The sequence below is a fragment of the Rhodococcus qingshengii JCM 15477 genome, from assembly GCF_023221595.1.
Classification (GTDB): Bacteria; Actinomycetota; Actinomycetes; order Mycobacteriales; family Mycobacteriaceae; genus Rhodococcus_F; species Rhodococcus_F qingshengii.
In genome coordinates, this window is record NZ_CP096563.1 from 5,696,409 (window position 1) to 5,714,804 (window position 18,396).

Genomic DNA, 18,396 nt, shown 5'->3' on the forward strand with positions numbered 1-18,396 from the left:
GCCGATCGGGCATACCCGCAGATGAAAGGCCATTCCGTGAGCGAGAACGATCGCGATTACATTCAGAGCATCGAGCGTGGATTTGCTGTGCTGACGGCCTTCGACGAGAAGAACCCCAACCCGTCGCTCGCCGATCTTGCCGCCGAAACGGGTCTCTCCCGCCCAGCGGTCCGGCGCATCCTCCTCACGCTGCAGAAGCTCGGATACGTCACCGGCAACAACAGTCGGTGGTCGCTCACCCCACGCGTTCTGAGCATCGGGCAGCACTTCTCGGCATCACATGCCTTGACGGAGGCGGCGCTCCCTCGTCTGTTGGAGATCGCAGAACACACCCACGAGTCGGCGTCGCTCGGGGTGCTCGACGGTGTCGACGTGGTCTACGCCGCGCGTGTACCCGTCCGGCGGATCATGAGCATCAACGTCAGCGTCGGCACCCGAGTGCCTGCATATGCCACCTCCATGGGTCGAGCCCTGCTAGCTTGGGCGCCAACCGAAATCGTCGACAACGTCATCGCGAACTCCACGTTCGACGCCCTCACACCCACCACGATCACCGACGAAGGCGCATTCCATACCGCCCTCCGGGTGGTGCGCGAGCAGGGATACGCGCTCACATCGGAGGAACTGGAAGACGGCCTGATTTCCCTCGCTGCTCCCGTCCGCGACGCCGGTGGAAGCGTCGTCGGAGTGACAGCGTGTTCGACCTCGGCCGGACGAACATCCCCGGAAGCTTTCCGCGCCGACGTCGCGCCTTTCCTCGTCGAGAAGGCGAACCAACTCAGCGCGGACATGGGGTACCGAAGCTAGCGCCTCAACACCTCGGAAGGCAGCAATCCGTACTTACGCCGAAAGGACGACGCGAACCGTCCGGTGTGCGTGAAACCCCATCTCACAGCGACATCGGTGACCGTCGTCGAGTCGTCGGCATCCACCAGATCTGCATGGACCCGCGCGAGACGGATGTCGAGCAGGCATTCCGACGGACTCCGGCCCACGTACTGCCGAAATCCCTCCTGCAATCTCCGTACGCTGACGCCCGCCACCTCCGCCATCTCGGCTGCGGTCCACACGCGGGCCGGGTCGTCGTGCATCTCGTCGAGCACCCGCTTGACGATGCGTGGCCTGGCGTGTCGCACCGCGTCCTCGCTTTCGGGCATTGCGGCAAGGACGAATGCCGTGACCACGGCGCCGGAGAGCTGACCTGCGACCAGTTCGTTGTGCAGCACGCCGACCGGGCCGAGTATCTGATCCGACAGTGAGCGAACAAATTTCAGCCATCTGGCTCCGTCGTCGCCCCGAAGATCCACCTGATCAGGCAAGTGCATTCCGGGTCGACCGAGAACCTTTTCCATCTCACGGTCGAGGTACTGACGGTCCATCCGGACTCCGACGATCTCGCAGTCCGCACTCCACCGCGTAATTCTCGTCGTGATGTCGGGTGGACATACCGTCGCAACACCCTGCGTCGAGAGCACGTGCGAGCCCGCGAACACCGACTCGAGCTCGCCCGAGAGCGGGATGTTCACCCCATAGGCACCGGGATGATCGGATTCGACGGCGACGTCTGCTCCCCACCGAATATGAGCGATCCTCAGCGGTCCCAACTCGGTGGTGCACACCCCGACTCCACTGGCCGCATGCCGAGACAACGGCGTCAGCGTGTGCGGAAAGTAGGCGTCCGAAACCGCATGACACGCCTCGTCCCAGTCGCGGGGAGCTGTACCGATCATGGAGTCGACCATCGTCCTTCTTCACCTTCCAAACCCGTGACCAGCCACATTGCCGAGCAAGGGCGCTGAACATCATTGAACACTGTGTCCCCGGTCACTTCCAAGAGAAAACGGGTACGGGCCGCGATCGGGTGCGCAATCCGGATAGCCACCGCGCTGTACGGATCGACCGAAGCCTGCGCCCGCCGTACGTTCGTCTTCACTCCCGGCGCGAGTCGCCCACTACTTCCCTCCCGCACTTCGCGGCACTCTCACTCAACCGCCATCCGACAAGGAGGTCCGGTCATGGAACAAAATCAGCTTCGAGGAATCTTCGGTCAATTCGCGAGCGGCGTCACCGTCATCACCTGTACCAATGCCGACGGTCAACCACACGGAGCCACCGTCACCGCATTCACGGCCATTTCCCTGGAACCACGGCTGTGCCAGATCACGATGACTCGCAAGTCCAAGGCGTGCGGCTACCTCGGCAACGCGCCGTTTGCGGTCAACATCCTTGCCTCCGACCAAGTGGACACGGCCATGCATTTTGCCGGCCGACCGCAGCGCACCGAACCGAGGTGGATCGACGGACCGACCGCTCCCCTGCTCGACGGCGCCGCAGCAACCATCTCGTGCGTCCCGTGGAGGGAGTACGACGGCGGTGACCACATCATCTTCATCGGCGAGATCGTCGACGCTCAGTCGAGTGGCAAGGATCCGCTTCTGTTCTACCGAAGCACTTTTCACGATCTAGGCGCTACCTCGTCGACCACAGTCTGGAACGGAAGTCAGGACGACCCCCACAGCGGCTGGTTCGACGCCACCACTTCGTTCACCCCGATTCATCTTCAGCCCGCACCCCAAACGATCTGAAAGGCTTTGCCATGACGACCACCGAAATTCCTCCCACCGGCGTCGATCCCGCAGATTCCGGAGCGCCACAGGTCAATCCGGCCGCCGATTGCGAAGCCAACCGCACGAAGAACTTCGCCACCCGACCGATGACCGGTGACGAGTACATCTCGAGCCTGCAGGACGGTCGCGAGATCTGGCTTCACGGTGATCGCGTCAAGGACGTCACGACACACCCCGCGTTCCGGAATCCGATCCGCATGACCGCGAGGCTGTACGACGCTCTGCATACGGGCGAGCACGTGGACGCCTTGACCGTTCCGACGGACACGGGCAACGGCGGTGTCACCATGCCGTTCTTCCGCACTCCGACGTCGTCGGCCGATCTGCTCAAGGAACGCGATGCCATAGCGACGTGGGCTCGTATGACCTACGGCTGGATGGGCCGTTCCCCCGACTACAAGGCGAGTTTCCTGGGCACCCTCCACGCCAACAAGGAGTTGTACGCACCGTTCCAGGACAACGCCGAACGCTGGTACCGCGAATCGCAGGAGAAAGTTCTGTACTGGAACCACGCGATCATCAATCCCCCGGTGGATCGCCAACTTCCACCGGACGAGGTCGGTGACGTCTTCATGAAGGTGGAGAAGGAAACCGACGCAGGTTTGATCGTCAGCGGCGCCAAAGTGGTCGCCACCGGATCGGCGATCACGAACTACAACTTCATCGCTCACTACGGTCTGCCGATCAAGAAGAAGCAGTTCGCCCTGATCTGCACGGTACCGATGGACGCGCCGGGTGTGAAGCTGATCTGCCGCACCTCGTACACCGAACATGCTGCGGTGATGGGCAGTCCGTTCGATTATCCGCTGTCGAGTCGCATGGACGAGAACGACACCATCTTCGTCTTCGACAAGGTGTTGGTTCCGTGGGAAAACGTCTTCATGTACGGCGACGTCGACCGGATCAACGCATTCTTCCCTCAATCAGGCTTCCTGCCGCGCTTCACCTTTCAGGGCTGCACTCGCCTGGCCGTCAAGCTCGACTTCATCGCCGGACTGTTGATGAAGGCACTCGAAGCCACCGGCGCCGGCGGCTTCCGCGGAGTCCAGACCCGTGTCGGTGAGGTGATCGGGTGGCGAAACCTCTTCTGGTCGTTGACCGAATCGATGGCACGCGATCCCGAACAGTGGGTCGGCGATTCGGTGATCCCGAAGCTCGAGTACGGCCTCACCTATCGAATGTTCATGATTCAGGGGTACCCGCGGATCAAGGAGATCATCGAACAGGACGTCGCGTCGGGCTTGATCTACCTGCCTTCGAGTTCACTCGACTTCAAGAGCCCGGACGTGCGTCCGTACCTCGACAAGTACGTTCGCGGTTCCGACGGCATCACCGCTGTCGACCGCGTGAAAGTCATGAAGGCGCTGTGGGATTCGATCGGGACCGAGTTCGGCGGCCGACACGAACTCTACGAGCGCAACTACTCCGGCAATCACGAGAACGTCAAAGCGGAACTGCTGTTCGCAGCCCAGAATCGTGGACACGCAAGTTCCATGAAGGGACTGGCCGAGCAGTGCCTGAGTGAATACGACCTCGACGGCTGGACGGTCCCTGACCTCATCGGCAACGACGACGTCTCGTTCTTCAAGAACCGGTAACCCCCTCGGCAGGTAGGGCGGACTCGCGATGTCGAGTCCGCCCTGGTCGTCGTCTTCAGCAGGCATGGCCCATCAGCAGAATTCGACGAACACTGCACCCTTGGTCAGGACTAGGCAATTGCCTAGTGTGACCCGAGACACACGATGTCAAGGTGAATTCAGTACCGGACGCAGCCCCGTCCGGAAAGCGGGTCCCACCGATTTGGTCCGACAGCCCTCGGCTCTCTCGGTAGGCGCCCACTCTTATCTGGAGGACACCCATGACGGATATGTTGGATGCTGCCCGCGGCACCGACCAGTTCGCGAACATCCGCGCCGTCCTCGACGACGCGCTCGTCGAGGACCCGGAGACCGGCCGCTACCAGGTGCGGCGCAGCGTCTTCACGGACGAGCAACTGTTCGAACTCGAGATGACGCACATCTTCGAAGGCAATTGGATCTACCTCGCGCACGAGAGCCAGATCCCGAACGTCGGCGACTACTTCACCACCTACATGGGCCGTCAGCCCATTGTGATCACCCGCAACAAGGACGGCGAATTGGGTGCGCTGATCAACGCATGCAGCCACCGCGGTGCGATGCTCTGTCGCCGTAAGACCGACAACCGAACCACCTTCACCTGCCCGTTCCACGGCTGGACCTTCAACAACAGCGGAAAACTCCTCAAGGCCAAGGACGCTCGCACCGGTGGCTATCCGGAGCAGTTCAACAAAGACGGCTCACACGACCTGACCAGGGTGGCGCGGTTCGAGAACTATCGCGGCTTCCTCTTCGGCAGCCTCAACCCCGACGTGCTGCCACTCGAAGAGCACCTCGGTGACACCACGAAGGTCATCGACATGATCGTCGATCAGTCACCTGACGGACTCGAAGTTCTGCGCGGTGCATCCACCTACACCTACGACGGCAACTGGAAGTTGCAGACCGAGAACGGTGCCGACGGCTACCACGTGTCTTCGACGCACTGGAACTACGCCGCTACCACCGCTCGCCGCACCGCCGGTGAATCGTCCAACGAGACCAAAGCCATGGACGCCGGCACCTGGGGGAAGCAGGGCGGTGGATACTTCTCCTACGACTACGGCCACCTCCTACTCTGGATGTGGTGGGGCAATCCCGAGGACCGACCCCTGTTCGAACGCAAAGCAGAACTGGAGGCTCAGTTCGGTTCCAAGAAGGCCGAATTCATGGTCGGTGCGTCGAGGAACCTCTGCCTGTATCCGAACGTCTACCTCATGGATCAGTTCAGCAGCCAGATCCGGCACTTCCGTCCGATCTCCGTGGACCAGACCGAAGTCACCATCTACTGCATCGCCCCCAAGGGAGAGAGCGCCGAAGCACGCAGCAACCGCATCCGTCAGTACGAGGACTTCTTCAATGCCAGCGGTATGGCCACCCCGGACGATCTCGAAGAGTTCCGTTCCTGCCAGAAGACCTACCAGGCAGCCGGCGCCCCGTGGAACGACCTCAGCCGTGGTGTCACACACCAGATTCCCGGTCCGAACGACGTCGCGAAGGATCTCGGCATGAATCGCGTGCTCTCGAGCGGAGCCAAGACCGAGGACGAAGGCTTGTATCCCATTCAGCACGGGTACTGGCGCGACGCCATGCTTGCGGCCGTAGATGCCGAGCAAGCCGCTTCCAACCGGACCATCTGAGGACGATCACCATGACTGTCACCACCACCAATGCCGTCGCCCTCGAAACAGTGCAGCAGTTTCTCTACCGTGAGGCTCGCTATCTGGACGATCGCGAGTTCGAGAAGTGGATCGAGTGCTACCACCCCGATTCCGAGTACTGGATGCCCGCATGGGCGGACGACGGCGAGCTGACCACGGACCCGGCCGCAGAGATCTCCCTGATCTACTACCCGAATCGCGGCGGTATCGAGGACCGCGTGTTCCGAATCAGGACTGACCGTTCCAGCGCGACAAGCCTTCCCGAGCCCCGCACCGGTCACAACATCACCAACGTGGAAGTGATCGAAGAACGCGGCTTCGTCGTCGACGTCCGCTTCAATTGGTTCACGCTGTACTTCCGCTACAACACAGTCGACACCTACTTCGGCACCTCGCACTACACGATCGACTTCTCGGGCGAGCAGCCGTTGATCATGAAGAAGAAGGTAGTCCTCAAGAACGACTACATCCATCACGTGGTCGACATCTACCACTTCTGACACGACTTCCCTTCGAATCGAGCTGTTTCCCATGAGCATTCAAGCTGCGCCGACCTTTCAAGTAGCCCTGAGTTTCGAAGACGGCATAACCCGCTTCGTCGAATGCAACACCGACGAGACCGTCGCGGACGCGTCGTACCGCGCACGAATCAACATTCCGCTCGACTGCCGCGACGGAGCATGTGGCACCTGCAAATCACTCTGTGAGTCAGGCACTTTCGACGCCGGCGACTACATCGAGGAGGCCCTGACGGACGACGAGGCCGAGCAGGGATACTGCCTTCCGTGCCAGATGGTGCCGGAATCTGATCTCGTGCTGCAGATTCCCACCACGTCGGCGGTCGCCAAGACCACTGCCGGTTCGTACACGTCCACCATCACCGAGATCATTCGCCATTCGGATTCCACGGTGGGTTTCACCGTCGCAGTCGACAACCGCGCAGATCTGGTCTTCCTCCCCGGTCAGTACGTGAACATCCTCGTTCCCGGAACCGAAGCGACGCGGTCGTACTCGTTCAGCTCCGGCCCTGAGGTCGCGTCGGCGTCGTTCCTGGTCAAGATCACCCCGGGTGGTCTGATGTCCGAGTATCTCAGTCAGCGTGCGCAGGTAGGCGACACTCTCGAATTGACCGGACCGATGGGTAGCTTCTTCCTCCGGTCAGGTCAACGGAGAGCCCTACTGCTTGCCGGTGGAACCGGCTTGGCCCCGCTGCTCTCCATACTGGAGAAGATGCGTACCGAAAGCTCCACTCGGCCCGTCCATCTGGTCTACGGCGTCAGCTCCGACACCGATCTCGTCGAACTCGACAAACTGCACGACTACGCGGAGTCTCTACCCCAGTTCACCTTCGACTACTGCGTATCCGATCCCGACAGCACAGCACCGAACAAGGGCTATGTCACGGGCTTGATCGAGCCCGATCACCTCGACGACGGCAACGTAGACGTCTACCTGTGCGGCCCGCCGCCGATGGTCGAAGCCGTACGTCTGCACTTCAAGGACGTATCGATCACACCCACGAACTTCTACTTCGAAAAGTTCAACAATGCGGCAGCACCGGCTGATTCACCGGCAGCCTCGGCCGAAGAATCAGCTGCCGGCACGTACGAGATCGGTGAAGAACATCTGCCGGTCACGGAGTCGGACACACAGTTCGACGCTCGGATGGCCCTCGAACTCGGAGCAATGGAACTCACGATCGGCCGCCTCACTCCGGCACAGTTGACGGAGTACCGCATTCTGGCGGAGAACTCGGCTGCTTCCATCGACCGCGATCACTTCACGGACGCAGCGGCATTCACCGAAACCAATGCCCTGTTCCACGACTTCCTCTTCCGCTGCACCGGAAATGAAGTGCTGCTGCAGGCATACCACCGTCTCGAGGTCACACAACTGATGAACCGAGTGCTCCGCACCGCCGATTGGGTGGACGAACATGTGGCGGAGGATCACTCACGTATCGTGAGTGCATTCGAGCAGAATGATCGCGCCGCGGCCCGTGATCTGATCGTCCAGCACAGCGAACACGCCAAGTCGACGATGCACCGCGCCATCACTGACGCTCGGGAAAGTGTGGCGTCGTGAGCACGAGATTCTTCGCCGGCCGGTTCGACGACCGGGTCGTGGTCGTCACCGGAGCGGCTCAGGGGATCGGGCGCAGCGTTGCCGAAAGAGTTTCCGCAGAAGGTGGTTCCGTCGCGCTTGTGGATCGAGCTGAACTGGTTCACGACATCGCGACACCGCTGGAACGTTCCCATTCGGTGACCGCGGACCTCGAGACGTTCGAAGGTGCCCAGAATGCAATAGATTCCGCATTGGAGCGCTTCGGACGCATCGACGTCCTGATCAACAACGTCGGTGGGACCATCTGGGCCAAACCCTACGAGCACTACACGCCGCAGCAGATACAAGCCGAGGTCACACGATCACTGTTCCCCACGCTCTGGACGTGTCGCGCCGTACTGCCCCATCTGATCGAGCAGGCGAGCGGCACCATCGTCAACGTCTCCTCGGTCGCCACCCGCGGTGTCAACCGTGTTCCTTACGCGGCGGCCAAGGGCGGGGTCAGCGCGATCACCGCTGCACTGGCGATGGAAGTCGCGCAGTACGGAATACGCGTCGTGGCAACCGCTCCCGGCGGAACCGAGGCGCCACCACGCGTCGTGGCACGCGGGCCGGGTGCCGAGACCGACGAGGAGAAAGCCTGGTACCAGCAGATCGTCGACCAGACCGTCGACTCGTCGCTACTCAAGCGTTACGGCACCCTGGACGAACAGGCTGCTGCTATCACTTTCCTTGCCTCCGAAGAGGCTTCGTATGTCACCGGAACGGTTCTGCCCGTCGCCGGTGGCGACCTCGGCTGAATCCAGCCTCCCCCGATTCCTGATCTCTCGAACGGAGATTCGCCATGTCCTCGATCGAACGTGGTTCCTGGGCCAGTGCCCGCCATCGCTCGTCAGTGTTGTGGGTGGTCACCATCGCCGCCATTGCCATTCTGTTCGACGGATACGACCTGGTCGTGTACGGCACGATCCTGCCCGTACTCATGGACGACCCCAGCCATATCGGCACCTTGACCGCATCTCAGGCCGGCGCGTTGGGTTCGTATGCACTCGTCGGAGTGATGGTCGGTGCACTGACGTGTGGAGCGATCGGCGATCACTTCGGTCGCCGAAAGATGATGCTGGTCAACATCATCTGGTTCTCGGCCGGAATGGCACTGGCAGCGTTCGCCACCAGCATCACCACTTTCGGTCTGCTGCGGTTCTTCACCGGCATCGGTGTCGGTGGGCTTGTCGCCACCGCCGGAGCCATGATTGCCGAGTTCGCGCCGCCGGGACGCCGCAATCTGTTCAACGCCATCGTCTACAGCGGTGTCCCGGCCGGTGGCGTCATGGCTTCCGTCCTGGCGATCGTTCTCCGTGATTCCATCGGATGGCGCGGACTGTTCCTCATCGGCGCCCTGCCATTGGTGTTCCTGTTCCCACTCGCCTGGTTCAAACTGCCCGAGTCTCCCGCGTGGCTGATTGCTCGCGGACGTGTCGACGAAGCTCGCGCCATTTCCTCGAAAACCGGAATTCCATTGCCTGTCGGTACAGATCGACCCAACGACGCCGTGGCCGAGAAGGTCGGCTTCCGAGCGTTGGCAAGCAGACAATATATCTGGGGCACCGCGCTTCTCGGCCTCATGAGCTTCGCCGGCCTCCTCCTGACCTACGGGCTGAACACCTGGCTGCCCAAGATCATGGAAAACGCGGGATACAACGCGAAGGGTTCGCTCTCGTTCCTGTTGGTACTCAACGGCGGTGCCATCATCGGTGGACTTCTCGCCTCCAAGATCGCGGACGTCACCGGTCCGCAGCGGGTTGTCGCAACCACCTTCGGCCTGGCCGCACTCGCCCTGCTCCTGTTCACATTCGGGTTCCCGCTTCCCGTACTCCTCGCCTCCGTTGCCATCGCGGGTGTCGGAACCATCGGTACTCAGGTTCTGATCTACGGATTCGTGTCCAACTACTATTCGACGGCCGCTCGGGCCGCAGGTGTCGCGTGGTGCGCCGGATTCGGACGTCTGGGCGGGATATTCGGGCCACTGATCGGCGGAAGTTTGATCAGCGCCGGAATCAGTTCCGAATCGGCGTTCTACGTCTTCGCCGGCATCGCGGTGCTGGGCGCCATCGTCACCTTCTTCGTGCCGAAGCAAGCACCCGACCTGGGTGCCACTGCACTTCGATCCGATGGAGACCGTGCCGAAAAGGAAACCCGTGGTGAGCCCGGCGTTACGGTAGTCGGGTGACACTTCGTGACCTGTTGCTCGGCCGAGAACGCGAGCTCGCCGTTCTCGGCCGAGCCTTGGCCGCGGCAGAGACAGGAGTGCCGACTCTCGTGCTGGTCGAGGGCGATGCCGGTAGCGGTAAGTCCACTCTCGTCGACCGGTTCGCCGAAATCTCTTCCGCTCATACGCTCCGCCGCGCTCGTGGGCTGGAGTGGGAATCGAACACTGCCTTCGGAGTGATCGAACAACTACTCGAACGTCCGGTTTCCAACTCGGACCCGGTCGCCGTTGCACACGAGATCGTCGACGCAGCGGAGCAACTGACCCTGATCGTCGTCGACGATGCCCATCACAGCGATGTCAGCTCGCTTCAGGCAATCACCTCCGCCCTCCATCGAGGCCGAACGGCACCACTGCTGTTCGTCCTCGTCGCCGAGGAAACGCCGTTCCTGCGCGACGATGTCAGGCAGATTCTCGACCTACACTGGTCGACGCGATTGCACATCAGCCCGATCGACGCACCCGTCATCATCGACATCGCGCGCATGCGAAGCGGAATCGACCTCAGCTCCGGCGTCGCGCTTGCCCTTCAGGACTTCACCGCGGGCAACACACTCGACATCGTCTCGCTTCTCGACGAGCTGCCACCTACCTATTGGACCCAGTGGCACCGAACTTTGCCCGTCCCTCGCCATCGTGCAGTATCGATCGCCGCCGCCCTCGCTACGTGTTCGGCGGGAGCACGAACGTTGATCGAAGCCGCAGCAGTTGTCGGGCGCAGCACGACGTTGTCGCATCTTGCTCAGCTAGCCGAAATCGACGACGTGGTCGGCGCCTTGGACAGCGCCTTCGCCAGCGGCCTCCTTTCTGTCCACGAGCAGCACGGTAGCACCGAGGTGTCACTGAGCAGCACGATGGTCACGGCCGCAGTGCGCGGGGCGTTGGGACCCGCGCACTTGCATCTGCTGCACACACGCGCAGCCGAGATCGCTTGGGGAGAAGGTGAACGGCTTTTCCACCTTGCCGCTGCCAGCACCACCCATGACGAGGACCTCGCCGCCGAACTCGTTGTGTACGCATCACTACGAGCATCCGACGGCGCGTGGTCGGAAGTCGCCGACGCCATGGTCACGGCAAGCCGTCTCACCACAGCCCGAACCGAACACGAGGACCGACTGCTCCGCGGAGTCGACGCGCTGACCGGATCGGGTGACATCCCCCGCGCCATGGTCTTCGTGCCGGAGATCGAGAGTATTTCGCGCGGGCCTCTCCGCGACGCCGTCCTCGGCTACCTCGCCATCCATAGAGGGCGACCGACCGAGGCCGCCGATCTTCTGACCAGAGCGTGGGACAGCTGCAGCGTGGATCGTGAGCCAGGCATCGCTGCGATGATCGCCCAACGAATGGTCCTGCATTCTCTGGCTCGGCTCGATGGCACGGCGCTCGTCGAGTGGGTTGACCGCGCAGTCGAATTGGTGGGCCCTTCTGATCCCGCAGCAGTGGAGTCCGAAGCGATCAAGGGTCTCGGGCTCGGTGCTACCGGAAGAACCGAGAATGCGCTCGCGGCATACGCCGAACTCTCCGATCGTGTCCGCCCCGGAGCCCAAGCACAGCGCTTCCAGATGGGACGCGGATGGCTCGAGCTTGCGTTGGACCACCCGGAGTCCGCCAGACGCGACCTCGAAAGCGCGGTGTCCACAGAGTTTTCCAGTGGTTCGGCAAGAATCTCACTGTGGGCACAGGCCTGGCTCGCCCGCACTCAATTCGCTCTCGGCGCCTGGGACGAAGCGCTCTCGACCGTCGAGGGCGCCGGTGCCGAGGTGGATCGGTTCGAGATCGAGATCATCCGGCCGTTGGTCCACTGGTCGGGAGCACAGATTCACGCTCTGCGCGGCAACTGGGAACTGGCCCGTGACCATGTGCGACGTGCGTACGCCGGCATTCACGCCTACGAAATCATGTATGTTCCTGCACTTCTCGCCAGGGCCCAGGTTGCCGAGGCCGCCGCCGACTACGCCGAAGTTCTGGTGGCGCTGGCTCCGCTCACCTCGAGCAAGGCGCAACAATGGCTCGACGAGCCGGGCTTCTGGCCGTGGGTCGATCTCTACGCCAATGCATTGGTCATGGTCGGGCGAGCTGATGATGCCGACGCCTTTCTGCAACCACACGAGCAGACCGCACGACGTCGGGAGCACCGCTCAGCTGCGGCACGTCTCGGCTACGTTCGCGGCCGGATCCACGGCGCACGGGGCGAACTCGACTCGGCAAGAGAAAGTTTCGATGCTGCACTACTCGGCATCGAGACGCTGCCGCTCCCCTACGACCGAGCCCGAATCAATTTTGCCTACGGCCAAACTCTCCGCCGGGCCGGGAAACGCGCGGAGGCCGACGTCGTCCTCCGCGCCGCCCGCGAGCTGTATCACTCGTTGGGCGCCGCTACTTACGTCGAGCGCTGCGAGCGCGAACTCCGCGCGGGCGGGTTGAACCTCTCGCGGACGGAGAAGGGAATCACCGACCTGACCCCGCAAGAACGAGCCGTCGCCGACCTTGTCGCAGCGGGCAAGTCCAACAAGGAAGCTGCCGGCGAATTGTTCCTCTCCGTCAAGACCATTCAATATCACCTCACGCGCGCGTACGCGAAACTCGGACTGCGATCACGGAGCGAACTCGCGGCTTTGTTCCGCGACCGAGGGCTTTCGGATCCGCATCAGGAGAACTGAGAACATGCCGGACACTACGACGACCGCGCCCGTTCGCGTCGTCACCGAGCCACTCCCCCAACCGCTCTACGGCCCGAAGCGGGTCTTGCGCGACTTCGGCGGAACGTCCATTGCCAACGGAATCATCGGCATCGTCTTCTCGGCCACCGGGCCGGTGGCGGTCATTCTCGCTGCGGGGTTGGCGGGTGGACTGAGTCAAGCTCAATTGGCCTCTTGGCTTTTCGGTGCCTTCTTCGTCAACGGAATTCTCACCATCACGGCTTCCTGGCTGTACCGGCAGCCGCTGGCCTTCTTCTGGACGATTCCCGGAACCGTTGTCGTCGGAGCGTCGTTGGAGCATCTGCCGTGGGAGCAAGTGCTCGGAGCGTTCTTCGCGACCGGCGCCCTGATCTTGCTGTTGGGATTGACAGGGTGGGTCACACCGATCATGGCCGCATTACCCTTGCCCATCGTAATGGCAATGGTGGCAGGCGTTTTCCTTCATTTCGGAACGGATTTGGTCGAAGCGCCCGCCCACGACGCGGTGATCGCCCTGCCGATGATCGCCACCTTTGTCGCTCTGAGCGTGTTCGCCAAGCTGGGAAGATTCGTTCCGCCCGTTCTCGGCGCGTTGATCGTCGGCGTGGTCGTGATACTCGCGGCCGGAAGATTCAACTCCGCCGGCGACGCGCACGAGTGGCTGGCGCATCCGATGCTGACCCCGCCAACCTGGTCTTGGCAGGCGATGATCGAACTGGTTGTACCGCTGGCGATCACAGTCGTCGTCGTGCAGAACGGCCAAGGAATCGCAGTCCTCCGCGCAGCGGGTCATCAACCGCCGATCGGGGCAGCAACGGTTGCCTGCGGTGTGTTCTCTCTCGTGAACGCGGCGGTGGGTTGTGTCTCGACGTGCCTTACCGGGCCGACGAACGCATTGCTCACGGCGTCGGGAGAGCGGACACGCCAATACACCGCCGGAATCTTCTGCGGCTTACTCGCCGTCGTCTTCGGACTGTTCGCCCAGACTTTCGTCGCGATGATGTTGGGAACTCCGACGGCATTCATCGTCACTCTGGGTGGTCTGGCCATGCTCAAGGCCTTACAGGGAGCCTTCGTGACCGCATTCGGCGGGAAATTCACCTTCGGCGCTTTGATCGCGTTCCTCGTGACGATCTCCGACATCGAACTACTCAATATCGGAGCCGCTTTCTGGGGACTCGTCTTCGGGGTCATCGCCTCGCGCATGCTCGAACGAGCCGACTACACCTGACATGCGAATATTCGCATACTCGACTTTGACAATCATTTACATTAAGCAGTAGATCTATACCCATGCACCTCAACACCCGCATGTCGCGGCGCCTCACCCTTGCCACATCAGTAGGCCTCTCACTCGCCCTCGTTACGGGTTGCTCGTCCGACAACAAGGACTCCGCCCAGTCCGAAACCACGACCACGACGTCGGCCGCACCAACCGAACAGGCCTCGGCAACACCACGTCTCGCCGTGTCGTACGACGGCGGCGTCCTGGTGCTGGATGCAACTTCCCTCGACGTGGTCGGCGAGACCGAGATCGACGGCTTCACCCGACTCAACCCGGCCGGCGACGGTCGCCACGTCATGATCTCTGCCGGCGAAGCATTCAAGGTGCTCGACACCGGCACGTGGTCTTCGGCTCACGGTGATCATTCTCATTACTACACAGCCGATCCCGCGATGTCCGAGGTCGAGTTCGCAGCCAACGAGCCCGGACACGTCGTACGCCATGCCGGAAAAACCGTTCTCTTCAACGACGGCTCGGGACTCGTCGAGATCTTCGATCCGGCGCAGTTGGCAAAACGCCAACCCCGCGTCGAGACGTACACCACGCCAGAACCCCATCACGGCGTTGCGGTCGCACTTGCCGACGGCAGCCTGTTGACGACCATCGGAAATTCGGAGTCCCGCAACGGCATTGCCATCCTCGATGCCGACCGCAAGGAAATCCTGCGCAACGAACAGTGCCCCGGTGTCCACGGCGAAGCAGTCGCTGCCGGCGAAGCCATCGTGCTGGGCTGCCAGGACGGGTTGCTCGTGTACAAGAACGGAGCGATCACCAAGGTCCAGAGTCCGGATGCATACGGCCGCATCGGAAATCAGGCAGGCTCAGAGGAGTCGGACATCGTCCTGGGTGACTACAAGACTGACAAGGACGCCGAACTCGAACGTCCGCAACGGGTCTCGCTGACCAACACGACCACGTCCGAACTCAAGCTCGTCGACCTCGGCACCAGCTACACCTTCCGCTCACTCGGCCGCGGACCACACGGAGAGGCACTGGTGCTCGGCACCGACGGCGCCATCCACGTCATCGACCCGAACACCGGCGTCGTCACCAAGAAGATCGCCGTCATAGACGCATGGACCGAGCCCACCAAATGGCAAGAGCCCAGGCCCGCGCTCTTCGTAGAAGATCACACCGCTTACGTCACCGACCCAGCGTCGAAGAAGCTGATCGCAGTCGACCTCGAGGACGGCAGCATCCTGACCGAGACCACTCTCGATCACGCCCCCAACGAATTGACCGGTGTCACCGGCTGATTCCCACCCTCGCTTCGGCCCCCATCTCACACCGAGATGGGGGCCGAAGCCGTTCTCGTCCTTCGCCTACTGACCAGGGAATCTCGATACCCAGGCAATCCTCGAGGTGCTACGAGGCGCACCTCAGAGAATCGAAGCCGTTGTCGCCAGCTCTGCTGGAGCTGAGCGATGAGCAGGACCACGATTGACCGCGGCACAAGTCAGCATGGAATAACTCCGTGTGGAGGTTCGTTGGAGATGGTGTCGGTGTTCGGTTCTTTGCCCCGGGTACCACCCCAGAATTGCCATTTCGAGTGGCCACTTGCCGAGAGGCGCAAGACGGGCACCGACGCGCTGGAGCCGCTGGACACCTGCAGGTGTCCGGCGGCTTCGTCGTGTCCGGGGTCGGACCTCGGTCCGTGACGGTCGAGGTCCACGATGTCGACCGCCGAATCTGCAATAACCGAAAACGCGTGGTTTTCCTACCGGAGGGTGGACACTCGATCATGCGCCAAAGCAGCTATGACCGTCCCTCTGCCGACAGGGCACTCCGATGGCTACTGCTGACATGGGGCCTCGGCAACTCTGTGGTGTGGTGGATCCACCTTTCACGGCGAGGCAGTCGCGCAGTCGAGACGTCACCGATACAGCCGGGCCCGTTCGGGGAGGCCAACTGGCTCGATATGGGAGGTTTCCTCGCATACTCCTCGGCCGCAACCTTGTTGATCATCGCGATTTGGTACGTCGCGGCCCGCAGGTGATCCGCACCGATAGAGTCCATGACATGGACGCCCTTTCACAGTCCGAACGGGAGAATTCGCTAGAGACCGACCGACTGCTTCTGCGACCGTTCCGTGTGCCCGATGCCGTTGTCTTGCGGGAGCTCTGGGGTGAGCGCGATCCTCGTGTCCCACCGCATCGTCGGATCGATTCCGATGGTCGACCCTCCATCGGAGACATCGAGGACCAGATTCGCAGTCGCTCACACCAACCCGGTCTACTGGCGGTGGAGCGTAAAGGATCCCATGACGTCATCGGCTACTGCGGCCTGATCGAGACTGAGCACGGACCTGACGGAGAGCCTGAACTGGCATTCGAATTTCTCCGTAGGGCATGGTGTCAGGGATATGCGACTGAGGCCTCATGGGCGGTAATCCAATGGGCGCAGGCATCAGGCTATCGACGTCTGTGGGCCACGGTCCGTGACTGGAACGGCGCTTCTCGCCGTGTGCTGGAAAAACTCGTATTCGTGGCGACCGACCATGCGGAGCCTCACGAAATCCACGGGGACCTGCTGTTCACGACAAAGGCACTGTGACTGCCTCGGCGACACAGGACTCGATGCCGCAATGACGAAGGTGCTGCGACGCGGTGACTCGGAACGCGCGCCGCAGCACGGGGAGTAGCTAGGCCGGGTTTTCGCCGGCAGCGACGTCGAGGATCCACGTCACCCCGAACGCATCGGTGAGCATGCCGAAACCGGGGCTCCACGCCGCGGCGGCAAGACCCTCGATGATCGATGCACCAGCAGAGAGTTTGGCCCAGTAGTTCTGCACCTCTTCGAGGGTTTCACCGCGAACCGAGACGAAGAACGGTTGGTCAGTGATCGTGGTGCCGTTCTCGCGGTGTGTCGAGCCTGCGTTGCCGGCCGAGCCGCCCGACTGTCCAGGGATGTCGTATGCCATCACACAGAAGCCGTCCTCTGTCTCCACCTGGCCGAACACGACGTTCTCAGCGCCGGGCACCTCCTTGGGCATCCCGAAGTCGCCGTAGGTTGCGATCGTGACCTGGCCACCGAAGACGGACTGGTAGAACTCCAGAGCCTCGCGGGCGTCTCCGCGGAAGTTGAGGTGGGTCGTTGTCTTGATGCTCATGTCTGCTCCTGGTACGAACGTCGCTCGGGTTTTCCCTGACAACGTCGACTCTCACAGCCGTATAGGACTGTTTTCGTCCTAGACTCGTCGTAGTCTCACCGCATGGCGACCACCACTCGACTCTTGAATCTGCTGTCCCTCTTGCAGACGAGACGCGACTGGCCGGGCGCTCTACTCGCCGAGCGGCTCGACATCAGCCATCGCACTGTCCGCCGCGATATCGACCGGCTCAGGGAGATGGGTTACCGCATTGCGGCGACCATGGGCCCGGACGGCGGATACCGACTCGACGCCGGCAGCGAGCTGCCACCCCTGCTGTTCGACGACGATCAGGTCATCGCACTGGCAGTTGCGCTGCAGGCGGCGACGCTGACCGGCGTCGGTATCGAAGAGGATGCGGTTCGAGCGTTGACCACTGTGCGGCAAGTGATGCCGTCGCGTCTGCGCCATCGCCTCGACGCGCTCACGTTCACCACGATTTCGGCCGGTTCCGGCGACGCAGACTCCGTGTCCCCAGAGGTGCTCGTAGCGATTTCCGCTGCAGTCCGCGCTCGCGAGGTGTTCCGCTTCGATTACTCGAACGACCACTCAACCGACAACAGCGAAATAACACCCCCGCGCCGAGTGGAGCCGCATCATCTGGTGACCTCCAAGCGTCGCTGGTACCTCGTCGCGTGGGATCTCGCGCGAGACGACTGGCGAATCTTCCGCGCCGATCGCATCACCCCACGCACCCCGAACGGTCCCCGGTTCACGCCGAAGGAAATCCCCGGCGGCGACGTCAGCGAATACGTGTCCGCGCGCTTCAAAGGATCGGAACATATCAACAATTGGCCGTGCCACGGCAAGGTCGTTCTCCATCGACCAGCCAGTTATGTTCTTCCCTTTGTCGGGGACGGCATCGTCGAAGACCTTGGCCCCGAGCAGTGCAGTCTCGAAGCCGGATCATGGTCTTGGACGGCGCTGGCAGCCTCCTTCAACCGATTCGACACCGACATCGATGTCGTCGGCCCGCCAGAACTTACCCACGCTTTCGCGCAACTCGCCGCCCGCAACGCCGCGACTGCTGAGAGTTAGTCAGTCGTCT

Annotated in this window: 15 protein-coding genes; 13 read left to right on the forward strand and 2 right to left on the reverse strand. The window is 62.1% G+C overall.

The window, feature by feature from the left end; genetic code table 11:
• The first annotated feature begins 36 nt into the window (after positions 1-36).
• Positions 37-807: an IclR family transcriptional regulator gene (locus M0639_RS26310; protein ID WP_003939932.1), complete on the forward strand. Its 771-nt coding sequence runs from the start codon at positions 37-39 to the stop codon at positions 805-807.
• On the opposite strand, the gene M0639_RS26315 is transcribed toward M0639_RS26310, so the two are convergent.
• Positions 804-1,742 carry an AraC family transcriptional regulator gene (locus tag M0639_RS26315; RefSeq protein WP_042447172.1) on the reverse strand — a complete coding sequence of 313 codons (939 nt, stop codon included), beginning with the start codon at positions 1,740-1,742 and terminating at the stop codon, positions 804-806. The two genes, M0639_RS26310 and M0639_RS26315, sit on opposite strands and share 4 nt — an antisense overlap.
• A gap of 273 nt (positions 1,743-2,015) precedes the next feature.
• On the opposite strand from M0639_RS26315, the gene M0639_RS26320 reads away from it, so the two are divergent.
• The 11 genes from M0639_RS26320 (at position 2,016) to M0639_RS26370 (ending at position 16,753) form a co-directional block, all read left to right on the forward strand.
• Entirely contained in the window at positions 2,016-2,585 is a 570-nt protein-coding gene (locus M0639_RS26320; RefSeq protein WP_007729773.1) for a flavin reductase family protein, read from the forward strand.
• Between the two features lie 11 nt (positions 2,586-2,596).
• Positions 2,597-4,225, forward strand: a complete 1,629-nt coding sequence (locus tag M0639_RS26325) for a 4-hydroxyphenylacetate 3-hydroxylase family protein (protein ID WP_003939685.1) — start codon at positions 2,597-2,599, stop codon at positions 4,223-4,225.
• 260 nt (positions 4,226-4,485) lie between these two features.
• A complete protein-coding gene (benA, locus tag M0639_RS26330) occupies positions 4,486-5,883 on the forward strand; it encodes a benzoate 1,2-dioxygenase large subunit (RefSeq protein WP_003940124.1) in 1,398 nt (465 codons plus the stop codon).
• Positions 5,884-5,894: 11 nt separating this feature from the next.
• Entirely contained in the window at positions 5,895-6,404 is a 510-nt protein-coding gene (gene benB, locus M0639_RS26335) for a benzoate 1,2-dioxygenase small subunit (protein ID WP_003939939.1), read from the forward strand.
• Positions 6,405-6,435: 31 nt separating this feature from the next.
• On the forward strand, positions 6,436-7,989 hold the full coding sequence (benC, locus tag M0639_RS26340; protein WP_064073847.1) for a benzoate 1,2-dioxygenase electron transfer component BenC: 1,554 nt from the start codon (positions 6,436-6,438) through the stop codon (positions 7,987-7,989).
• Positions 7,986-8,768, forward strand: coding sequence for a 1,6-dihydroxycyclohexa-2,4-diene-1-carboxylate dehydrogenase (locus M0639_RS26345; protein ID WP_007729779.1), 783 nt, complete (start codon positions 7,986-7,988; stop codon positions 8,766-8,768). The genes benC and M0639_RS26345 overlap by 4 nt, the downstream gene beginning before the upstream one ends.
• A 44-nt stretch (positions 8,769-8,812) precedes the next feature.
• The gene (locus tag M0639_RS26350; RefSeq protein WP_064073846.1) at positions 8,813-10,198 is read left to right on the forward strand and encodes an MFS transporter; all 1,386 of its coding nucleotides are present in this window, start codon (positions 8,813-8,815) and stop codon (positions 10,196-10,198) included.
• The gene (locus tag M0639_RS26355) at positions 10,195-12,897 is read left to right on the forward strand and encodes a helix-turn-helix transcriptional regulator (protein WP_064073845.1); all 2,703 of its coding nucleotides are present in this window, start codon (positions 10,195-10,197) and stop codon (positions 12,895-12,897) included. Before M0639_RS26350 ends, M0639_RS26355 begins: the two co-directional genes overlap by 4 nt.
• A gap of 4 nt (positions 12,898-12,901) precedes the next feature.
• Positions 12,902-14,146, forward strand: coding sequence for a benzoate/H(+) symporter BenE family transporter (locus M0639_RS26360; protein ID WP_063315588.1), 1,245 nt, complete (start codon positions 12,902-12,904; stop codon positions 14,144-14,146).
• A 62-nt stretch (positions 14,147-14,208) separates the two neighbouring features.
• Positions 14,209-15,456, forward strand: coding sequence for a zinc metallochaperone AztD (gene aztD, locus M0639_RS26365; RefSeq protein WP_007729787.1), 1,248 nt, complete (start codon positions 14,209-14,211; stop codon positions 15,454-15,456).
• Positions 15,457-16,219: 763 nt separating this feature from the next.
• Positions 16,220-16,753 carry a GNAT family N-acetyltransferase gene (locus M0639_RS26370; protein WP_007729791.1) on the forward strand — a complete coding sequence of 178 codons (534 nt, stop codon included), beginning with the start codon at positions 16,220-16,222 and terminating at the stop codon, positions 16,751-16,753.
• Positions 16,754-16,841: 88 nt separating this feature from the next.
• On the opposite strand, the gene M0639_RS26375 is transcribed toward M0639_RS26370, so the two are convergent.
• The gene (locus M0639_RS26375) at positions 16,842-17,309 is read right to left on the reverse strand and encodes a VOC family protein (protein WP_063315587.1); all 468 of its coding nucleotides are present in this window, start codon (positions 17,307-17,309) and stop codon (positions 16,842-16,844) included.
• A 102-nt stretch (positions 17,310-17,411) separates the two neighbouring features.
• Between M0639_RS26375 and M0639_RS26380 the strand changes: the two genes are divergently transcribed.
• Positions 17,412-18,386: a helix-turn-helix transcriptional regulator gene (locus M0639_RS26380; protein WP_063315586.1), complete on the forward strand. Its 975-nt coding sequence runs from the start codon at positions 17,412-17,414 to the stop codon at positions 18,384-18,386.
• Positions 18,387-18,396 lie beyond the last annotated feature (10 nt).

Bases quoted from the DNA above. Each gene is read 5' to 3' on its own strand.
- M0639_RS26315 (WP_042447172.1), bottom strand. From the start codon at position 1,742: ATGGTCGACTCCATGATCGGTACAGCTCCCCGCGACTGGGACGAGGCG.
- M0639_RS26320 (WP_007729773.1), top strand. From the start codon at position 2,016: ATGGAACAAAATCAGCTTCGAGGAATCTTCGGTCAATTCGCGAGCGGC.
- M0639_RS26325 (WP_003939685.1), top strand. From the start codon at position 2,597: ATGACGACCACCGAAATTCCTCCCACCGGCGTCGATCCCGCAGATTCC.
- benA (WP_003940124.1), top strand. From the start codon at position 4,486: ATGACGGATATGTTGGATGCTGCCCGCGGCACCGACCAGTTCGCGAAC.
- benB (WP_003939939.1), top strand. From the start codon at position 5,895: ATGACTGTCACCACCACCAATGCCGTCGCCCTCGAAACAGTGCAGCAG.
- benC (WP_064073847.1), top strand. From the start codon at position 6,436: ATGAGCATTCAAGCTGCGCCGACCTTTCAAGTAGCCCTGAGTTTCGAA.
- M0639_RS26350 (WP_064073846.1), top strand. From the start codon at position 8,813: ATGTCCTCGATCGAACGTGGTTCCTGGGCCAGTGCCCGCCATCGCTCG.
- M0639_RS26360 (WP_063315588.1), top strand. From the start codon at position 12,902: ATGCCGGACACTACGACGACCGCGCCCGTTCGCGTCGTCACCGAGCCA.
- aztD (WP_007729787.1), top strand. From the start codon at position 14,209: ATGCACCTCAACACCCGCATGTCGCGGCGCCTCACCCTTGCCACATCA.
- M0639_RS26370 (WP_007729791.1), top strand. From the start codon at position 16,220: ATGGACGCCCTTTCACAGTCCGAACGGGAGAATTCGCTAGAGACCGAC.
- M0639_RS26375 (WP_063315587.1), bottom strand. From the start codon at position 17,309: ATGAGCATCAAGACAACGACCCACCTCAACTTCCGCGGAGACGCCCGC.
- M0639_RS26380 (WP_063315586.1), top strand. From the start codon at position 17,412: ATGGCGACCACCACTCGACTCTTGAATCTGCTGTCCCTCTTGCAGACG.